General features: G+C 67.2%; 17 protein-coding genes and 1 pseudogene. 6 read left to right on the forward strand and 12 right to left on the reverse strand.

From position 1 onward, the window contains the following. Positions 1 to 12: 12 nt before the first annotated feature. Positions 13 to 297 carry a hypothetical protein gene (locus Q8Q77_RS14945; RefSeq protein WP_305584418.1) on the reverse strand — a complete coding sequence of 95 codons (285 nt, stop codon included), beginning with the start codon at positions 295 to 297 and terminating at the stop codon, positions 13 to 15. A gap of 55 nt (positions 298 to 352) precedes the next feature. After that, a complete protein-coding gene (locus tag Q8Q77_RS14950) occupies positions 353 to 928 on the reverse strand; it encodes a GNAT family N-acetyltransferase (protein WP_305584419.1) in 576 nt (191 codons plus the stop codon). Between the two features lie 127 nt (positions 929 to 1,055). On the opposite strand from Q8Q77_RS14950, the gene Q8Q77_RS14955 reads away from it, so the two are divergent. Next, on the forward strand, positions 1,056 to 1,448 hold the full coding sequence (locus Q8Q77_RS14955) for an acyl dehydratase (RefSeq protein WP_305584420.1): 393 nt from the start codon (positions 1,056 to 1,058) through the stop codon (positions 1,446 to 1,448). 150 nt (positions 1,449 to 1,598) lie between these two features. On the opposite strand, the gene Q8Q77_RS14960 is transcribed toward Q8Q77_RS14955, so the two are convergent. Further along, positions 1,599 to 2,393, reverse strand: coding sequence for a SapC family protein (locus Q8Q77_RS14960; RefSeq protein WP_305584421.1), 795 nt, complete (start codon positions 2,391 to 2,393; stop codon positions 1,599 to 1,601). A 200-nt stretch (positions 2,394 to 2,593) separates the two neighbouring features. On the opposite strand from Q8Q77_RS14960, the gene Q8Q77_RS14965 reads away from it, so the two are divergent. Then, positions 2,594 to 3,475, forward strand: a complete 882-nt coding sequence (locus tag Q8Q77_RS14965) for a MaoC/PaaZ C-terminal domain-containing protein (RefSeq protein WP_305584422.1) — start codon at positions 2,594 to 2,596, stop codon at positions 3,473 to 3,475. 55 nt (positions 3,476 to 3,530) lie between these two features. Then, positions 3,531 to 4,325 (forward strand): phosphatase PAP2 family protein, encoded by a 795-nt coding sequence (locus tag Q8Q77_RS14970; RefSeq protein WP_305584423.1) that lies wholly within the window; start codon positions 3,531 to 3,533, stop codon positions 4,323 to 4,325. Between the two features lie 14 nt (positions 4,326 to 4,339). Here Q8Q77_RS14970 and Q8Q77_RS14975 read toward each other — a convergent pair whose 3' ends face one another. Both Q8Q77_RS14975 and Q8Q77_RS14980 read right to left on the reverse strand, forming a co-directional pair. After that, a complete protein-coding gene (locus Q8Q77_RS14975) occupies positions 4,340 to 4,687 on the reverse strand; it encodes a VOC family protein (protein ID WP_305584424.1) in 348 nt (115 codons plus the stop codon). Positions 4,688 to 4,711: 24 nt separating this feature from the next. Then, entirely contained in the window at positions 4,712 to 4,993 is a 282-nt protein-coding gene (locus Q8Q77_RS14980) for a hypothetical protein (protein ID WP_305584425.1), read from the reverse strand. Between the two features lie 57 nt (positions 4,994 to 5,050). On the opposite strand from Q8Q77_RS14980, the gene Q8Q77_RS14985 reads away from it, so the two are divergent. Next, the gene (locus Q8Q77_RS14985) at positions 5,051 to 5,635 is read left to right on the forward strand and encodes a TetR/AcrR family transcriptional regulator (protein WP_305584426.1); all 585 of its coding nucleotides are present in this window, start codon (positions 5,051 to 5,053) and stop codon (positions 5,633 to 5,635) included. A 13-nt stretch (positions 5,636 to 5,648) separates the two neighbouring features. Beyond that, positions 5,649 to 5,924 carry a zinc ribbon domain-containing protein gene (locus Q8Q77_RS14990; protein ID WP_305584427.1) on the forward strand — a complete coding sequence of 92 codons (276 nt, stop codon included), beginning with the start codon at positions 5,649 to 5,651 and terminating at the stop codon, positions 5,922 to 5,924. Here Q8Q77_RS14990 and Q8Q77_RS14995 read toward each other — a convergent pair. The 4 genes and pseudogenes from Q8Q77_RS14995 to Q8Q77_RS15010 form a co-directional block, all read right to left on the reverse strand. Beyond that, positions 5,906 to 6,436, reverse strand: coding sequence for a GNAT family N-acetyltransferase (locus Q8Q77_RS14995; RefSeq protein ID WP_305584429.1), 531 nt, complete (start codon positions 6,434 to 6,436; stop codon positions 5,906 to 5,908). The two genes, Q8Q77_RS14990 and Q8Q77_RS14995, sit on opposite strands and share 19 nt — an antisense overlap. A 165-nt stretch (positions 6,437 to 6,601) precedes the next feature. Further along, positions 6,602 to 7,480, reverse strand: a pseudogene (aguB, locus tag Q8Q77_RS15000) (N-carbamoylputrescine amidase). Continuing rightward, complete coding sequence (locus tag Q8Q77_RS15005; protein WP_305584430.1) at positions 7,480 to 8,487, reverse strand: agmatine deiminase family protein; 1,008 nt, start codon at positions 8,485 to 8,487, stop codon at positions 7,480 to 7,482. Before Q8Q77_RS15005 ends, aguB begins: the two are co-directional and overlap by 1 nt. Before the next feature lie 123 nt (positions 8,488 to 8,610). Continuing rightward, positions 8,611 to 11,919, reverse strand: a complete 3,309-nt coding sequence (locus Q8Q77_RS15010; RefSeq protein ID WP_305584431.1) for a TonB-dependent receptor — start codon at positions 11,917 to 11,919, stop codon at positions 8,611 to 8,613. 206 nt (positions 11,920 to 12,125) lie between these two features. Here Q8Q77_RS15010 and Q8Q77_RS15015 point away from each other — a divergent pair, with 206 nt between their 5' ends. Next, positions 12,126 to 13,682 (forward strand): glycosyltransferase family 39 protein, encoded by a 1,557-nt coding sequence (locus Q8Q77_RS15015; protein ID WP_305584433.1) that lies wholly within the window; start codon positions 12,126 to 12,128, stop codon positions 13,680 to 13,682. Here Q8Q77_RS15015 and msrA read toward each other — a convergent pair. The 3 genes from msrA to Q8Q77_RS15030 form a co-directional block, all read right to left on the reverse strand. Continuing rightward, positions 13,651 to 14,253, reverse strand: a complete 603-nt coding sequence (gene msrA, locus Q8Q77_RS15020) for a peptide-methionine (S)-S-oxide reductase MsrA (protein ID WP_305584434.1) — start codon at positions 14,251 to 14,253, stop codon at positions 13,651 to 13,653. The genes Q8Q77_RS15015 and msrA overlap by 32 nt on opposite strands. 80 nt (positions 14,254 to 14,333) lie before the next feature. Next, positions 14,334 to 14,975 (reverse strand): 3-oxoacid CoA-transferase subunit B, encoded by a 642-nt coding sequence (locus tag Q8Q77_RS15025; RefSeq protein ID WP_305584436.1) that lies wholly within the window; start codon positions 14,973 to 14,975, stop codon positions 14,334 to 14,336. Next, positions 14,975 to 15,709, reverse strand: coding sequence for a CoA transferase subunit A (locus Q8Q77_RS15030; protein ID WP_305584437.1), 735 nt, complete (start codon positions 15,707 to 15,709; stop codon positions 14,975 to 14,977). The genes Q8Q77_RS15025 and Q8Q77_RS15030 overlap by 1 nt, the downstream gene beginning before the upstream one ends. Positions 15,710 to 15,798: the final 89 nt, after the last annotated feature.

Here is a 15,798-nt window from a genome sequence, read left to right on the forward strand (position 1 = left end):
GTTGGGCGCCGACTACAGGGTGATCCAGCGCCGGGGCCATTTCCAGCCGAGGGGGCGGACCTCGCCGGGCTTGAGCGCCAGGGACCGCACCGTGTTGGCGGAGAGTTCGCTGACGACGTGGACAGGCTCCAGGCCGCCGACCGGACTGCCCGCCACGCCGCCGATCAGCATGGCGCGGTCGATGGCGGTCCATTCGGCCTTGTTGCGGTCTTCGTGGCCGACCGCGAAGAAATGGCGCAGGGGCGCGGGCTCGCCGGCCAGCTCCACCATCACCCCGATCATCCAGCCGCTCGCCATGCTGCGGTCCTAGCACGCCTCCGGCGCAGCGAAGATGGCGATCTCGTCCAGAAGCTTAGCGTCCGGTCCGCTGTGCGATCTCCCGCCGGCGCCAGTCCGCGCGGGTCAGGGCGTATTCCACATCCCCGTGCTCGGCGCCCGCGATCACCTCGGGCCAGTCGTCGAAGAAGGTGCGCAGATAGGTCAGGCCGACCTTGTCCATCACGCGCCGCGAGGCGAGGTTGACGCTCATGGTCAGCGCGAAAACCCGTTCCAGGCCGAAGTCGGTGAAGGCTTTCTCGACCATCAGGGCCGCGCCCTCGGTGGCGTAGCCCCTGCCCCAGACCGCGCGCCGCAGCCGGTAGCCTAGCTCGGCCTCGTCGGGCCCGCGCGCCGGGTCGGGCCGGAGTGAGAACCAGCCGACGAAGTCGCCGCTCGCCTTCTCGATCGCCGCCCAGATCCAGCAGTCCAGGCGGCCACGACCAGCCATCATCCCCGGCAGGCGCTCCTCATAGACCTCGCGCGGGGTGGCCTTGCCGCCGGTCAGGAAGGCCATGACCGCCGGATCGCTGTCGAGGCCCACCAAGGCGTCCAGGTCTCCCGCCTGGAACGGCCGCAGGGTCAGCCGCCCGGTTTCCAGGAAATTGCGCATCGGGCTCCCAATCTTAAACATCAGGATGGGGCGGCCTATGCTTGGAGCCAAGTGTTGCGCGGCCACACTCGACTTGTCGCGTCCACCCGCCATCATCGGCGAATCAGCGTTTCTGGAGTGTCAGGCCATGCCCGCGTCCTTCGACGACATCGAGATGGGTCAGGTGGTGTCCCTGGGGGAGGTCCCGGTGGACGCCGCGGCGCTGGACGCCTTCATCGCCGCCTTCGCCCCGGGCTGGCCGCCCGAGCGCGGCGCGCCCGACGCCATGGTCTATGCGATGTGGTGCCGGCTGGACGCGGCCTCGGCCATGGAGTGGCCGCAGACCAAGCGGCTGGGCGTCGACGCCCTGCGCTGGGCGCGCAACCCGCCCGCCGGCGAGGTGCTGCGCGGGCGCATGACGGTGATGGGCAAGGACCCGGTCGGCGAGGGCAAGGGCATCGTCATCGCCCAGCACGACCTGCTGGACGAGGCCGGCCGCCTGGTCTTCTCGTGCCTGACCCGGAGCGTCTTCGCGCGCTGACGCGCATCCCTCCTCCTTGTGGGGAGGGCAGACCGCGGAGCGGTCGAGGGTGGGGCTTTCTGAAGCCTCGCTGAGGCGGCCGGACTTCCCCACCCTGGTCGCTGCGCGACCGGTCCCTCCCCACAAGGAGGAGGGACAGCGGCGACACCCCTAGGCGTTGGCGGCCTGGGGCTCGCTGTTCTGGCGCGACGTGGCCAGGGCGATCAGGCGGTCCCAGCCCACCAGCGACGACAGGTGGCAGTAGATCTGGGCCAGGGCGCCGTTGTCGCGCAGCTCGATGTATTTCTCGACCGGCAGGGCGCCGAGCTTGGTTTCGGAGACGCCGAAGTACTCGGCGATCTTCTGCGGCTCGCCGGTCGTGCCGTCGGCATTGGTCGGGACGAAGGTCGAGGTCTTCAGCTCGAACAGGTCGAGGTCCTTGAGGATCTGGACGAAGCCCTGGGTGCGCTGACGCTCGACCTCGTAATCGTTGCAGAACTGGATGCAGCCCTGGGTGTATTCGCTGGGCTTACCCTCTGCGTCGAAGAAGGCCATGTCGCCGCCCTCGACGATGAACTCGGCCGAGCGGTCGATGCACAGGATCATCTGCCCGGCGTTTGCATCATTGGCGAACACGAACGGGTAGCGGCGGATGTAGGCCGGCACGTAGATGCCCGGCTCGAACAGGCCGTTCGCCTGCAGGAACATGTTGTTCCCCGGGTTCAGGCCCATGACCTGCAGCGGGATCTTCTCGTCGCCGACAAAGATGATCGGGCCGGTGACGCAGGCCAGGCTGAACTCGGTGACGGTCAGCGGGATGGCGTGGCCTTCGCGGGCGAAGTTGAAGGGCCCATCCATGCGCTTGACGCCGAGAGCCTTGTGCAGGTCGACGGAAAGCGGCTCCGGCTTGTTGTAGAACAGCACATTGCCGGAAATCTGGCCCGAGCCGGTTTGGGTGGTCGCCATTGCTGAGATGATCCTGGGCGATTGAAGTTGGAACGCCGGCGGGCCGTCGCAGGCCCTATCCGACAAGGTCGCCGCTTCTACCCGATGCGTGCCGAGGCGGCAAATGGGCTCGCGTGCTGCTTGCCTAGGCTGGGCGTAACGGCTTCAATCCGCCGCATATCAAAACGCCGACAAGGCGACATACCGGAGGATATATTTTCATGGCGATTTTTTACCCTGACATTCTCGACCAGAAGACGGCCCCGCGCACCTTCACCTATGGCGACAAGGACGTGATGCTGTACGCGCTCGGCGTCGGCCTGGGCCAGGATCCCATGAACGAGACGGAACTGGGCTTCGTCTACGAGAAGAACCTCAAGGTCGTCCCGACCGCGGCCACGGTGCTGGCCTCGGGCCTGCGCGGCGCCGCGGGCCCCGCCCCGGAAATGCCCGCCGGCCATCGTCCCAGCCAGATCAATTTCCTGATGGTCGTGCATGGCGAGCAGAAGGTGGAGCTGCACAAGCCGCTCACCGCCAGCGGGACCTACACCGCCACCGGCCGCACGGTCGGCGCCTATGACAAGGGCGAGGGCAAGGGGGCGGTGATCATCAACGAGACCGTCTGGACCGACGACAAGGGCGAGAAGGTCGCCACCCTGACCGGCTCCACCTTCGCCCGCGGCGACGGCGGCTTCGGCGGTCCCTCGGAAGGCGCCCCCGAGCCGCACGCCGTGCCGGCGCGGGCGCCCGACCTGTCGGTGGACTTCACCACCCGCGAGGACCAGGCCCTGCTCTACCGCCTGAACGGCGACCGCAACCCGCTGCATTCCGATCCGGACGTGGCCAAGCGGGCGGGCTTCCCGCGGCCGATCCTGCACGGGCTGTGCACCTATGGCATCACCTGCCGCGCCGTACTGCAGGCCATCACCGGCTTCGACCCCGACCAGATCCTCAGCCACCAGGCGCGGTTCTCCGCCCCGGTCTTCCCCGGCGACACCATCACCGTCGACCTCTGGAAGGACGGCAGGAACATCTCCTTCGAGGCCCGCGTGAAGGAACGCGGCGCCACGGTGATCAAGAACGGACTGACCGTCCTGCGCTGATCCCTTGCTCTTTGGAACGGTTCCCAATTTCCGGGAGCCGTTCTAGAGAGGGCCCATGTTCCGCACGACCTCGATCCTCGCCGGCGTGGCCATGGCCGCGACCCTGGCGGCCTGTTCCGCCCTGACGCCCGCCGCGCCGCCGGTGGACGAGAGCCTGGCCGCGCCGCTCAATCCGATCCCGACCGCCCTGACCGGCTATCTCGCCGCCGAGGCCATCGACGGGGCGGCCCTGCTGGGTCCGCCGCCGGCGCCCGACAGCCTGCGCGGCCAGGCCGATCGGGCGCGATACCTGGAGACCCGGTCGCTGGAGGGGAGCCCGCGCTGGGCCCAGGCCATCGTCGACAACGACCTGTGGGGCGGCGGCGCGCTGAAGCAGTACGCCTGCAAGATGGGCGTCGCACTGGACGAACAGCGGACCCCGGCCACCCTGCGCGTCCTGCACCGGGTCGAGCTCGACGTTCGCACGGTCGGCAAGCCGGCCAAGGACGCCTTCAACCGCACCCGCCCGATGGTCGGCGACGACCGGGCGATCTGCGTGCCGCGCGAGGACTGGATGAAGACCAACGCCTCCTATCCGTCCGGCCACTCCATGACCGGCTGGGCCTGGGCCCTGATCCTGGCCGAGCTGAAACCCGCCCGGACCGACGCGGTGCTGGCGGTGGGCAAGTCGGTGGGCGACAGCCGCGCCATCTGTGGCGTGCACTATCCCAGCGACATCGAAGCCGGACGGACCCTGGCCTCGGCCATGGTGGCGACCCTGCACGGCGATCCGCTGTTCCAGGCCGATATGAAGAAGGCGCACGCCGAGATGAGTAAGGCGAAGGCCGCGCCGAGCGGTTGCGGCGCCTAACCGATCGAACCTCGCTAGTCGTGGAAATTCGTTAGCTCGAATTGATTGCCGGCCGGGTCCAGCAACGCGATGCTCGATGAGTCGGGATCGTCCAGATTGTCGAGATGGACCTGGGCGCCCAGGCCTATCGCACTGGCGGCGCGATCGCGCACGGCGTCGCGGTCCGGCAGTTCGAACACAGGCACACAGCCCCCGCCGCCTTCGAATTTCTCGAGCGGGAGCAGGGCCAAACGGACGTCGCCGACCATGAATTCGCACCAGCCTTCAAAGTCCTTGTGAGGCGCGATCGCGAGGAACTCTGCCCAGAAGGCGCGAGACGGGCCGATCTCCATGACCTTGAAGTAGATCGTACGAATGTGCATTCGAGCCTCTTGTTGAATTGGTTTTCAACAGCCAACGACTGGCGCGTCGGCTCTGATCTTGTCCTGCTCATCAAGCTGCCGCAGAAGGGCGGCCTTGCCGGAATCGTCGGTGACGTCGATCCGCAGCCAGTCGCCTTCGCTCCTCAAGTCCGCGAAGAGGCCGGCTGGATCTTCGTGGAAATGCAGCCATGCTCGGCTCTTTCGATAGAAGACACCGCGACCGCGTTCCCGCAGGTCCGAACGCCTAGGCACCTCGCCCAGTAGCGGCTCCAGCACGTCGAGCGCCGCTTGTGTTGCATGCCTCATCGTCTCGACCTCCGCACCGTAATTGACCTATAACTCAATGAGTGTAGAGTCAATGAAATGGAAACCCATACGCTTCGTGACAAGCAGCGCTTGCAAACGCGTCAGCGGATACTCCTCGCCGCGTGCAGAGTGTTCGGGCGAGAGGGATTCTCGATGGTCCGCACACAGGACATCGCGATGGAAGCCGGCGTCTCGCACGGCAGCGTCTTCGCGCATTTCAAGACGCGCGAGGCGCTCATCGCGGCAGTGGTGGAAGAGACCGTAGTCAGCGCCGCCAACGCGGTTCGCCACGAACTCAAGGTCGCGGACAGCACGGAAGATGTCCTTCATGCCCACCTTGGCGCGCTCGCCGAGCACGAAGGCCTCCATGCCAACATCGTGGCGGAGAGACGGACGTTCCCGCCAGACGTGCAAGCGCGGCTTACCGAGGTCAATTCGGGCGTGGCCTCATACCTTCTCGCGTCCATTGAACGCGAGGCGGGCGAAGCGCCTTTGAAGGTCGAGCCTCCGTTCGCCTTCAACATCTGGCTGGCGCTCGTTCACTACTATCTGCTGAACCGCGACCTGTTCGCGCCCAATCGCTCTGTCCTGGCCGAGCGGAGTGGTGAACTCGTCCGCAATTATCTCGCCATGATCCGGTGAGGGGGGTTTGCTCGTGAGCTCGATCTGCATCGCATGCGGCATGCCGATGGAAGACGCGGAAGACCACGCGGGCGGCGATATCGCCAAGACCTACTGCCGCTACTGCGCGAGGGAAGATGGAACGATGCAGTCCTACCCGGAGAAGCTCGCCAACTACGCAGGCTGGCTGATCTCGACTCAAGGCCTAGATCCAACCGTCGCCCACGGCCAGGCCGAGGCGATCCTACGCGCCCTTCCCGCATGGCGCGACGTGGCCGCGTCCGGCGGGCCCTATCGGCGCGCCACATAGACCACGTGGCGGCGCAGGGGGTGATCCTGCGCCAGCCTCGGATGGTCGAAGTCCCGGGCCGGGTCGGGCGACATGCCGATGCGGGTCATCACCGCCTGGGATTTGAGGTTGGTCGCCGCGGTGAAGGCGATGATCTCCCGTGCGTCGATGTTGGCCAGGCCCCAGTCGAGGGCGGCCTGGGCGCCCTCGCTGGCCAGGCCCTCGCCCCAGGCCTCGGGCGCGAGCCGCCAGCCCATCTCGATGGCCGGTCCGACCGGCAAGGCGTCGGCTTTGACCGTCGAGAGCCCGATCATGCCGACCAGCCGCGTGTCGGCCTTGCGCTCGGCGGCCCAGAGGCCCCAGCCGTTGGCGTCGATATGGGCGTTGATCCGGTCGAGGGTGGCGTCGCTGGCGGCCCGGTCGCTGACGCCGCCCAGCCAGTCGCCGACGCGCGGGTCGCCGTTCATCGCGGCGAAGGCCTCGCGGTCTTCATCCTGGAAGCGGCGTAGGATCAGGCGGGGCGTTTCGAGCATCTGTCGACCATTGCAAAACCGTGTCATCCTGGAAAGCGCGAAGCGCTTATCCGGGACCCATACGCGCCTGATCTCACCGGGTTGGCGCGGCCTTCGCCATGTCCTGGATCATCAGGTGTTCATGGGTCCCGGTCTTGCTACGCAAACCGGGATGACAGCGGTGGGTCAGGACGGGCGCGGCGCCGTCAATGCGCCGTAGAGGTCGGCGCGGCGGTCGCGGAAGAAACCCCAGGCCGCGCGGTGGGCGGAGAGGAAGTCCAGGTCGAAGCTGGCCTGCACCAGACCCTCGTCGTCGCGGCCCAGCGTGGAGACCAGGTCGCCGCGATGGTCGGCGATGAAGGAGCTGCCGTAGAAGGCCTGGCCGCCGTTGGGGTAGTTCTCCCAGGGCTCGAAGCCGATGCGGTTGGCGCCCACCACCGGGATGACATTGGAGACCGCGTGGCCCTGCATGGCGCGCCGCCAGGGCGCGGCGGTGTCCAGGGTCGCGTCGTGCGGCTCCGAGCCGATGGCGGTGGGATAGAGCAGCACCTCAGCGCCCATCAGGGTCATGGCGCGAGCGGCCTCCGGATACCACTGGTCCCAGCAGATGCCGACGCCGAGCCGGCCGAAGCGGGTGTCCCAGACCTTGAAGCCGGTGTCGCCGGGCCGGAAGTAGTACTTCTCCATATAGCCCGGGCCGTCGGGGATATGGCTCTTGCGGTAGACGCCCAGCAGCGAGCCGTCGGCGTCGACCATCACCTGGCTGTTGAACTAGTGCGGCCCCTCGCGCTCGAAGATCGAGATCGGCAGGACGACGCCCAGCTCGGCCGCCAGCGGGGCCAGGGCGGTGACGCAGGGATGCTCCCGCCACGGATGGGCTTCCGCGAACCAGCGCTCCTCCTGGGCCACGCAGAAATAGGGGCCCTGGAACAGCTCGGACGGCAGGATCACCTGGGCGCCCCGGGCGGCGGCGTGGCGGATGAAGCCCTCGGTCTTCCTGATGTTGGCGGCCAGGTCCATACCGTAGGCGGTCTGGATCGCGGCGACGTCGATGGTGCGGGCCATCAGGCGGGCTCCTGCTGGGTGATGCAGTGGAAGGATCCCCCGCCGGTCAGGATGGCGCCCGACGGCAGGCCGACGACCTGGCGGTCGGGGAACACGCTCTTCAGGGCCTCCAGGGCGAAGTCCGTGGCGCGGCCCTCGCCATAGGTGGGCATGATCACCGCCCCGTTGGCGATGATGAAGTTCATGTGGCTGGCCGGGGCGGCCCCGCCCTCATGGCTTTCGATCCAGCCGGGCGAGGGGATGCGGACCACCTTCAGCGGCCGGCCGTCGGCGTCGGTCATGGCGGCCAGCCGGCGCGCGGCGTCGTCATAGGCTTCGACGTTCACGTCGCCCCGCCCGAAGGCGACGGGGCAGACCACCACGCCCGGAGCGACGAAGCGCGCCAGGTTGTCGACATGGCCGTCGGTGTGGTCGTTGGCCAGGCCCTCCCCCAGCCACAGCACCTTGCGCGCGCCCAGGGCCTGGGCGAAGGCGGCCTCGGCGGCGGCTTCCGTCCAGCCGGGATTGCGGTTGGGGTTGAGCACGCACTGGCCGGTGGTCAGCACCGTGCCGGCCCCGTCGTGGTCGACGGCGCCGCCCTCCAGGATGAAGTCGTGCTCCGTGAGCGGAACGCCCGAGGCCGCGGCGATCTGGCCGGCCACCTCGTCGTCGTGCTCCAGCTCGTAGCTGCCGCCCCAGCCGTTGAACCGGAAGCCGCGCGCGCTGTCGCCGTCCGACCCCCTGGCGAAGATCGGGCCGGTGTCGCGCAGCCAGATATCGCCGAACCGTCCGGGGACGATCTCGATCTCGGCGACGTCGCCGAGCAGGCGCCGGGCCTCGGCCTCGCCGGCGTTCGACCCGGTCAGCAAGCGCACGCGTTCGCCGCCCGGCCCGGCCAGGGCGCGGGCCAGGGCCGCCACCTCGGCCTGGGCGGCGGGCAGGTCCTCCTCCCACAGGTCCGCATGGCTGGGGAAACCCAGCCACATGGCGCGGTGCGGGGCCCATTCGGCGGGGACGAGGACAGTCATGGCGTTCCTATTACCAGCGGACGCGCGCAGATGGGCGGAGCGGGCCCCCGCGTCAAGCGGCGCAAAAGAAAAGGGCGGCCGCATCGCTGCGGCCGCCCCCAAATCGTCGGCCCGGGGGCCTGATCAGAATTTGTACTTTACACCGACCTTGACCTGCCACAGCGAGTTCTCGCTGCGCAGGAAGGGTTTCACCGGGTTCTGGAAGGCCCCGCCGACACCGGTGCCAGAGTAGGTGTAGACCGCGCCCGGCGCCGCACAGGCCGGAGCCCCGCCCGCTCCACACTGGACGTTCACCACCGGCACGCCGCGATAGAAATCGTACTGCTCAGTCACGCCCCACTCGTCGTTGAGCAGGTTCCCCAAGTTCTCCACGTCCATATAGACCAGCAGCTTGGCGCCGTTGGGGAAGAAGGCCGGCAGCTCTTGGCTGAGGCGCAGGTCGACCGTCGTCACGTCGGGATTGTCGAACGCGTTCCGCGGCACGATGGAGCCGGCGTAGCCGATCAGGCCGGACTGCTGCAGGAAGGTGTTGAAGGCCGCTACGTTGAAGCCCGGCCCGTAGGTGACCCGCGGGTCGCTGGTGGCCGTGACGCTGCCGCCGGCCGCCTGAGGAACGTAAAGCAGCGCGTTCGACGAGGCCTGCCGGCCCGAATAGCTCGAAACGGCTTGGCCGAAGTCGTTGTCGAAGTTCCCGCTCCGACTGTTGGCGAAGGTGTAGCTGAACGGAAGGCCCGTTCGTTGCTGCGCGAAGAGGCGGAGCGAAGTCTTGTTGTCGCCGAAGAACTTGCGGGCGTAGGACACATCCACGGCGAACCGGTCGCGAATTTCGTAGTCCGACCGCTCCGAACTGGGACGCTGGGCGTCGACGGTTGCAAACCGAGTGTAGCTCGAGAAAGCGATCGAGCTCGTCATCGGGTTGGCGTCTTCCGACTCGGTGTGCGTATAGACAAATCGACCGCCGAGACCTTCGAGGAAGCCTTCGTTCCAGGACTTGGCGATGGTCAGGGCGTAGGATTCCGAACCACCCTTGTCGATATTGCCCAGCATGAAATCGAAGTCATTGCCCGTGGTCGTGCCGACGTTGTTGCGGCCGTAGACAGCGCGACCGTCCGGCGCGACGCCGATCTGGCGGGCGCGCAGATCATACCAGTAGAGGGCGTTCTGGTTGGTGGAGCGGATGTAGTCGGCCTGCACCAGCCAGCCATCGCCGAAGCGGCCGAGATCGAACTCGTAGCCCACAGAGATGTTGGCCTTCCAGACGGTCGGGATCTGGAACCCTGGGCTGACGATGTTGGTGTTGCCATTGCCCGGCGTGAACGTACAGCCGGCAGGGGCCTTGGTCAGGTCGACGTTGGTGAAGGTTCCGGTGCAGATAGCGTTGGTCTGGTTCACGCCGTTGTTGGAAAAGGCGTTGGACACCCACACGTTAAGGCCGGTCGAGGAGAAGCGACCGACGCCGCCGGAGACCCTCAACCGCTCCATCGGCTCCCAATTGAACGAGACGCGCGGCAGAACCACATGCTTGCCGTCTAGGTTCTGCTGGTTGGAGAAGCCGTTCCGCGACTGGAAGGCCGCGTTGAAGGTCGGCAGATCGTCCATGGAGTAGGTGTCGAAGCGCACCCCGGCCAGGATGTCGAGGTTCGGCAGCACCTGGAGACGGTCCTCGGCGTAGAGGCTAGTCAGGCGATAGCCGAACGTGGCGGCGCCGGCTCGGGCGGTCCCGAGGGTGGCGGGAACCGTGCCGCCGGTCGGATTGACGCCGCCCGCCAAAGTGAAGCCTGAGGCGACGCGGCTCAGATAGTTCGCGTAGCTGGAGAAGGTGTAGGAGCCAAGCGAGTTGCCGACAAAGACGTTCAAGACGTCGTCCTGCTCGGTGCGCAGGCCGACCATGAAGTCATGCGCACCCCAGTTATATCGGGCGATGGCTTCGAGGGTCTCGACCTTCACATTGAGATAGTTGTCGTGCCGGTTGATGTCGGCGCCAAAACGGATCTGAGCGTTGCCCGCGCCGGCCGCGACGCCTGGCAGATCGTTCACCGTGACATTGACCTCGCCCACGCCCAGGCCGCCCAGCGGATTCTGCTGGGTGTCGGTTTCCTTGCTGGAATACCGGAACTCGGTGGAGAAGTTCTCCGTCCACTGCGAGTTCACCTGGACCGTATAGACCGTGAGTTCTTCGATCTTGTTGTAGTCGTTGGTCTCCAGGCCGACGCGAGGCTGGGTGACGCTGTTGCCTTGGGCGAAGGTCGAGGAGGTGGAACCGTTCAGCGAGTTGCCGAGGGTGTTCTGGTAGACGAACTCCGCGCGGTGCTTGTCGGTGATGTTCCAGTCGAACTTGACGAGCTTCTTCTCGTCCTCGACCGGAAAGGCGCCCGACAGATAGTTGCCCGGATCGTAGTTGTAGACGCGCTTCGTGTCGGTCTGGAAGAGATCGACGGCCTGGGTGCTGATGCGCGGAATGATCACCGAAGCGCCGGATCCGGTGGGGCCTTCGTCGAAGCCCAGCTCACCCTCGAACTTTTCGTAGGCCAGGAAGAAGAACAGGGTGTCCTTGATGATCGGACCGCCGAGCGTGACGCCCCAGTTCTTTTCCTCGAAGGCCGTTCCTGCCGGCGCGCCTCGGATGGTGTCGCCCTGGAAGTCGCGGCCGGTCTTCTCGGCGAAGATCGAGCCGGAGAACTCGTTGCCGCCCGACTTGATGACGGCGTTGATCTGGCCGCCCGTGAAGCCGTTGTTGATCGGGCTGTAAGGCGCGATCGAGACGTTGACCGCGCCCACGGCGTCTAGCGGAATAGGCGAGCGCTGAGTGGGGTAGCCGTTGTTGTTCAGCCCGAAGTCGTCGTTCTGGCGCACGCCGTTGACTGTGAGCTGGTTGAAGCGGGTGTTGGTGCCCGCGAAGGACAGCGCGTCCTGGTTCGAAGCGTCGATGGTGGCGAACGGGTCGAGACGAGCCACGTCCTTCAGGTCGCGGCTGATCGACGGCAGTTCTTCGATGACGGTCGCCGTGTAGTTCGAGGAGGGGCCGCCCTGGCTCACCGCCGCCGCGGCGCCGGTGACCACGAGTTCGGCGACTTCCGCCGAACCGGGCCGATAGAGCAGGACCTCGACATTGGCCGGATCGCCGACACCCACCGACTGGACGGTCACCTGTCCGCGATCAAACGCCGGCGCGGTGGCCGTCACCCGATAGGGGCCGCCCACGCGCAGGCCGCGCGCGGAGAAGTAGCCGTCAGGGCCGGTCATCGAGGTGGAGGCCGAACCCGTCGGCGCGTGCGTCACCGTAACGGTCGCGCCGCCGATGGCCGCTCCGGTCTCGTCGGTCACCTGACCCCGCAGGGAGCCGGTGGTTTCCTGCGCGTAGACCGCGGTGGACATGGCGCAAACGAGCACCGTCAGAGCCACGCCGCTGGCGAGCCTGTTCATCATTTTCATTGAGATCCCCTCATCCATCGAGATGGGGTGGAGCTGCCCCGCTCTTCCCCAGTCTTGCCGGTCCTATAGCGCGGAATTTGTCGGTGTGGGTGACGGATTTGTTACGGTTACGGCCCCTCGGATGACGGTCGCCCGGAAAGGCGGCGCCTGTCGCTTTACAGACACGCCGCGCCGCGCAACCTTCCCCGCCGTTTCAGGAGACCCACGTGGCCCGCAACACATTGTCCGACCACGGATTCGACGCCGAATGGCGCGCGGTCCTGCTGGTCACCGCGGCCCTGACAGTGGTGCGCCTGGCGGCGTTGTTCGCCACGCCCCTGGAGCTCTATCCTGACGAAGCCCAGTACTGGATGTGGTCGCGCACCCTGGACTGGGGCTACTTCTCCAAGCCGCCGATGATCGCCTGGACCATCTGGAGCACCACCGCGCTGGGGGGTGCTTCCGAGGCTTGGGTACGGTTGGCCTCGCCCCTGTTCCACGCCGGAACCACGCTGTGCGTCTATGCGGTGGGGCGCTCGCTGTACGGGCCCGCCGCGGCCCTGGCCGGGGCGGCGCTCTATCTGCTGATGCCGGGCGTGCAGCTCTCCTCGCTGGTGGCGGCGACCGACGCGCCCCTGCTGATGTTCATCGGCCTGTCGCTGGTGGCCTATGTGCGTCTGCCGGGCGCCACGGGACGCCGGCGCCTGCTGCTGGCAGCCGGGTTTGGCGCAGCCGTGGGCCTGGCCTTTCTCAGCAAGTACGCGGCGGTCTACACCCTGATCGCGGTGGCCCTGCATCTGGCCCTGTCGAAGGAGGCCCGCGCCGCCTGGACCTGGGCCAGCGCGGCGGCGGCCCTGGCCGCCTTCCTCGCGGTGATGGCGCCCAATATCGCCTGGAACGCCGCCCACGGCTTCGCCACCGTCCAGCACACCGCCGCCAACGCCGCCTGGGGTGGGCGCAAGCTGTTTAACTTCGCCGAGCTCAGCGACTTCATCGTCTCGCAGTTCGGAGTGTTCGGACCCATTCCGTTCGCGGTCCTGGTGGGCGGGAGCGTGCTGCTGGCCTGGCGCAAGCGGCTGACGGCGGCCGACATCACCCTGCTCTGCTTCGCCCTGCCGCCGTTCCTGATCGTCACCGGCCAGGCGTTCATCAGTCGCGCCAACGCCAACTGGTCCGGCGCGGGCTACGTGGCCGCCTCGATCCTGGTGGGCGCCTGGTTGATCCGCTGGCGGGCGCGGGGCTGGCTGATCGCGGCGATCGCCATCCAGGCCGCGACCGCCATGGTGTTCCTGGCCTGTGTGCTGAACCCACCGTTCGCCGACAAGGTGGGCCTGGCCAATTCGTTCAAGCGCGCCAAGGGCTGGGAGCAAATCACCGAGCAGATCGTCGAGCGCGCCCTGCGCGAGCCGGTCGGCGGGCTCACCGCCATCGCGGTCAACGACCGGTTCCTGTTCAACGCCGCGGCCTATTACGGGCGCGACTTCTTCGCCCTGCCCGGCCAGCCGCCGCTGGTCATGTGGCTGCGCGAGGCCCATCCGCAGAACCAGGCCGAGACCACCGCCCCGCTGACGCGGGAGAACGGCGCCCGGGTGCTGGGCGTGAGCCTGGAGCAGGTTTATCTCGACGAGATGGCGGCCGACTTCGCCACGGTGTCCGAGCGCGAGATCTTCAGCGTCCGGCTGGACCGCAAGCGCAAGCGCCGCGCCGAGATGTTCCTGGGCGAGGGCTTCGCGCCCAAGCCGCGCGACCCGGTCAGTGGTAGGCCGATCCCCATACGGCCTTGAGCGCGCGGTCGCGGCCGCAGCCGATCCGGTAGCGGTTGTAGGCGGCGGGATTCCGCTTGGCGTAGTCCTGGTGATAGGCCTCGGCGGGCCAGAAGGCGGAGGCGCGCAGCACGCGGGTCGCCACCGGCTTGCCCAGGGTCTTGGCCACCTGCGCCTTCACCTGCGCCGCCGTCGCGCGCTCGGCCTCGGTCGAGATGAAGACCGCCGTCGTATAGGCATGGCCGCGGTCGCAGATCTGGCCGCCGGAATCGATCGGGTCGATGTTGTGGAAGAAGCCGTCGACCAGCTTGGCGTAGCTGATCTTGGCGGGGTCGTAGGTGACCTTCACGGCCTCCAGGTGGCCCTCGTGGTTCTGGTAGTCCGGGTTCTTCACGTCGCCGCCGGAATAGCCGGACACCGCCTCGGTCACGCCGGGCAGGCCCTCCATGGCCTTCTCGACGGACCAGAAGCAGCCGCCGGCGAACACCGCGGTCTTGAGCGGGCCGGCGGCCCAGGCGGGCGCGCTCAGCGGCGTGGCGGCGGTGAGGCCGAAGACGGCGGCCAGCGCCGCGGCGGTCAGGGTCGGTTTCATGGGCTCATCATCTCATCAGGCGCCGGCGGGACAAACCGCCGTTTCGCCGATGAGATACGGATGTATCGCCGAGCCGGATGCTAGATCGCGACGGCGAACTCGGCCTCGGTCCTGGCCTTGATCTCATCGAGCGTGACGCCGTCGGCGAGCGCCGTGAGCGTCAGGGGCGATTTGCCTCGGCTGATGTCGAAGACGCCCAGGTCAGTGATCAGCAGGTCGACCACCCCGGCCCCGGTGAGCGGTAGGGTGCAGGCCTTGAGCAGCTTGGGCGCGCCGGACTTCTCCACATGGTCCATGACCACGACCACGCGCTTGACGCCAGCCACCAGGTCCATGGCCCCACCCATGCCCTTCACCACCTTGCCCGGCACCATCCAGTTGGCCAGGTCGCCCTTCTCGGAGACCTGCATGCCGCCCAGGATGGAGAGCGCGATATGGCCGCCGCGGATCATGGCGAAGCTGTCGGCGCTGGAGAAATAGGACGAGCTATCCAGCTCGGTGATGGTCTGCTTGCCGGCGTTGATCAGGTCGGCGTCCTCTTCCCCCTCGAAGGGGAAGGGGCCCATGCCCAGCATGCCGTTCTCGCTCTGCAGGGTCACATGGATGTCGGCAGGGATGTAGTTGGCCACCAGGGTCGGGATGCCGATGCCCAGGTTCACATAGAAGCCGTCGCGCAGCTCCATCGCCGCGCGGGCGGCCATCTGTTCGCGGGTCCAGGCCATTATGCCGACGCCTCTTCTTCACGGGCGGCTTCTTCACGTGGGCGCGTGGTCACGCGCTCGATCCGCTTCTCGAACTTCGCGCCGGGCAGGATGCGGTCCACATAGATGCCCGGCGTGTGGATGTTGTCCTTGTCGAGCTGGCCGATCTCGACCAGGTGCTCGACCTCGGCGATTGTGATCTTGCCCGCCGTGGCCATCATCGGATTGAAGTTCCGTGCGGTCTTCCGGTAGACGAGGTTGCCCTCGGCGTCACCGGTATGGGCCTTGACGATGGCGAGGTCGGCGACGAGGCCGCGCTCCATCACATAGAGCTCGCCGTCGAACTCGCGGACTTCCTTGCCCTCGGCCACCAGGGTGCCGACCCCGGTCTTGGTGAAGAACGCCGGGATGCCGGCGCCGCCGGCGCGGATGCGTTCGGCGAGCGTGCCCTGGGGATTGAATTCGAGCTGCAGGTCGCCGGAGAGATAGAGCTGCTCGAACAGCTTGTTCTCGCCCACATAGGACGAGATCATCTTCTTGATCTGGCCGCTCTCCAGCAGGACCCCGAGGCCGAAGCCGTCGATCCCGCAGTTGTTGGAGACCACGGTCAGGTTCTTCGTCCCGGCCTCGCGGATCGCCGCGATGAGGTTTTCAGGGATGCCGCAGAGGCCGAAGCCGCCGGCCATGATGGTCATGCCGTCGAACAGATGACCCGCCAGGGCCTCGACCGCGTCTTTTTGAACCTTGTTCGCCATGCGGGTTCCCTTAGGTCACGACGCCGAGAATATCAACAGTTGGTGAATTAGATTCCGATGCGCATATGCCGCCTCGTCGGGCCATAGTC

The sequence above is a fragment of the Phenylobacterium sp. genome (assembly GCF_030698145.1).
Lineage (GTDB): Bacteria > Pseudomonadota > Alphaproteobacteria > Caulobacterales > Caulobacteraceae > Phenylobacterium.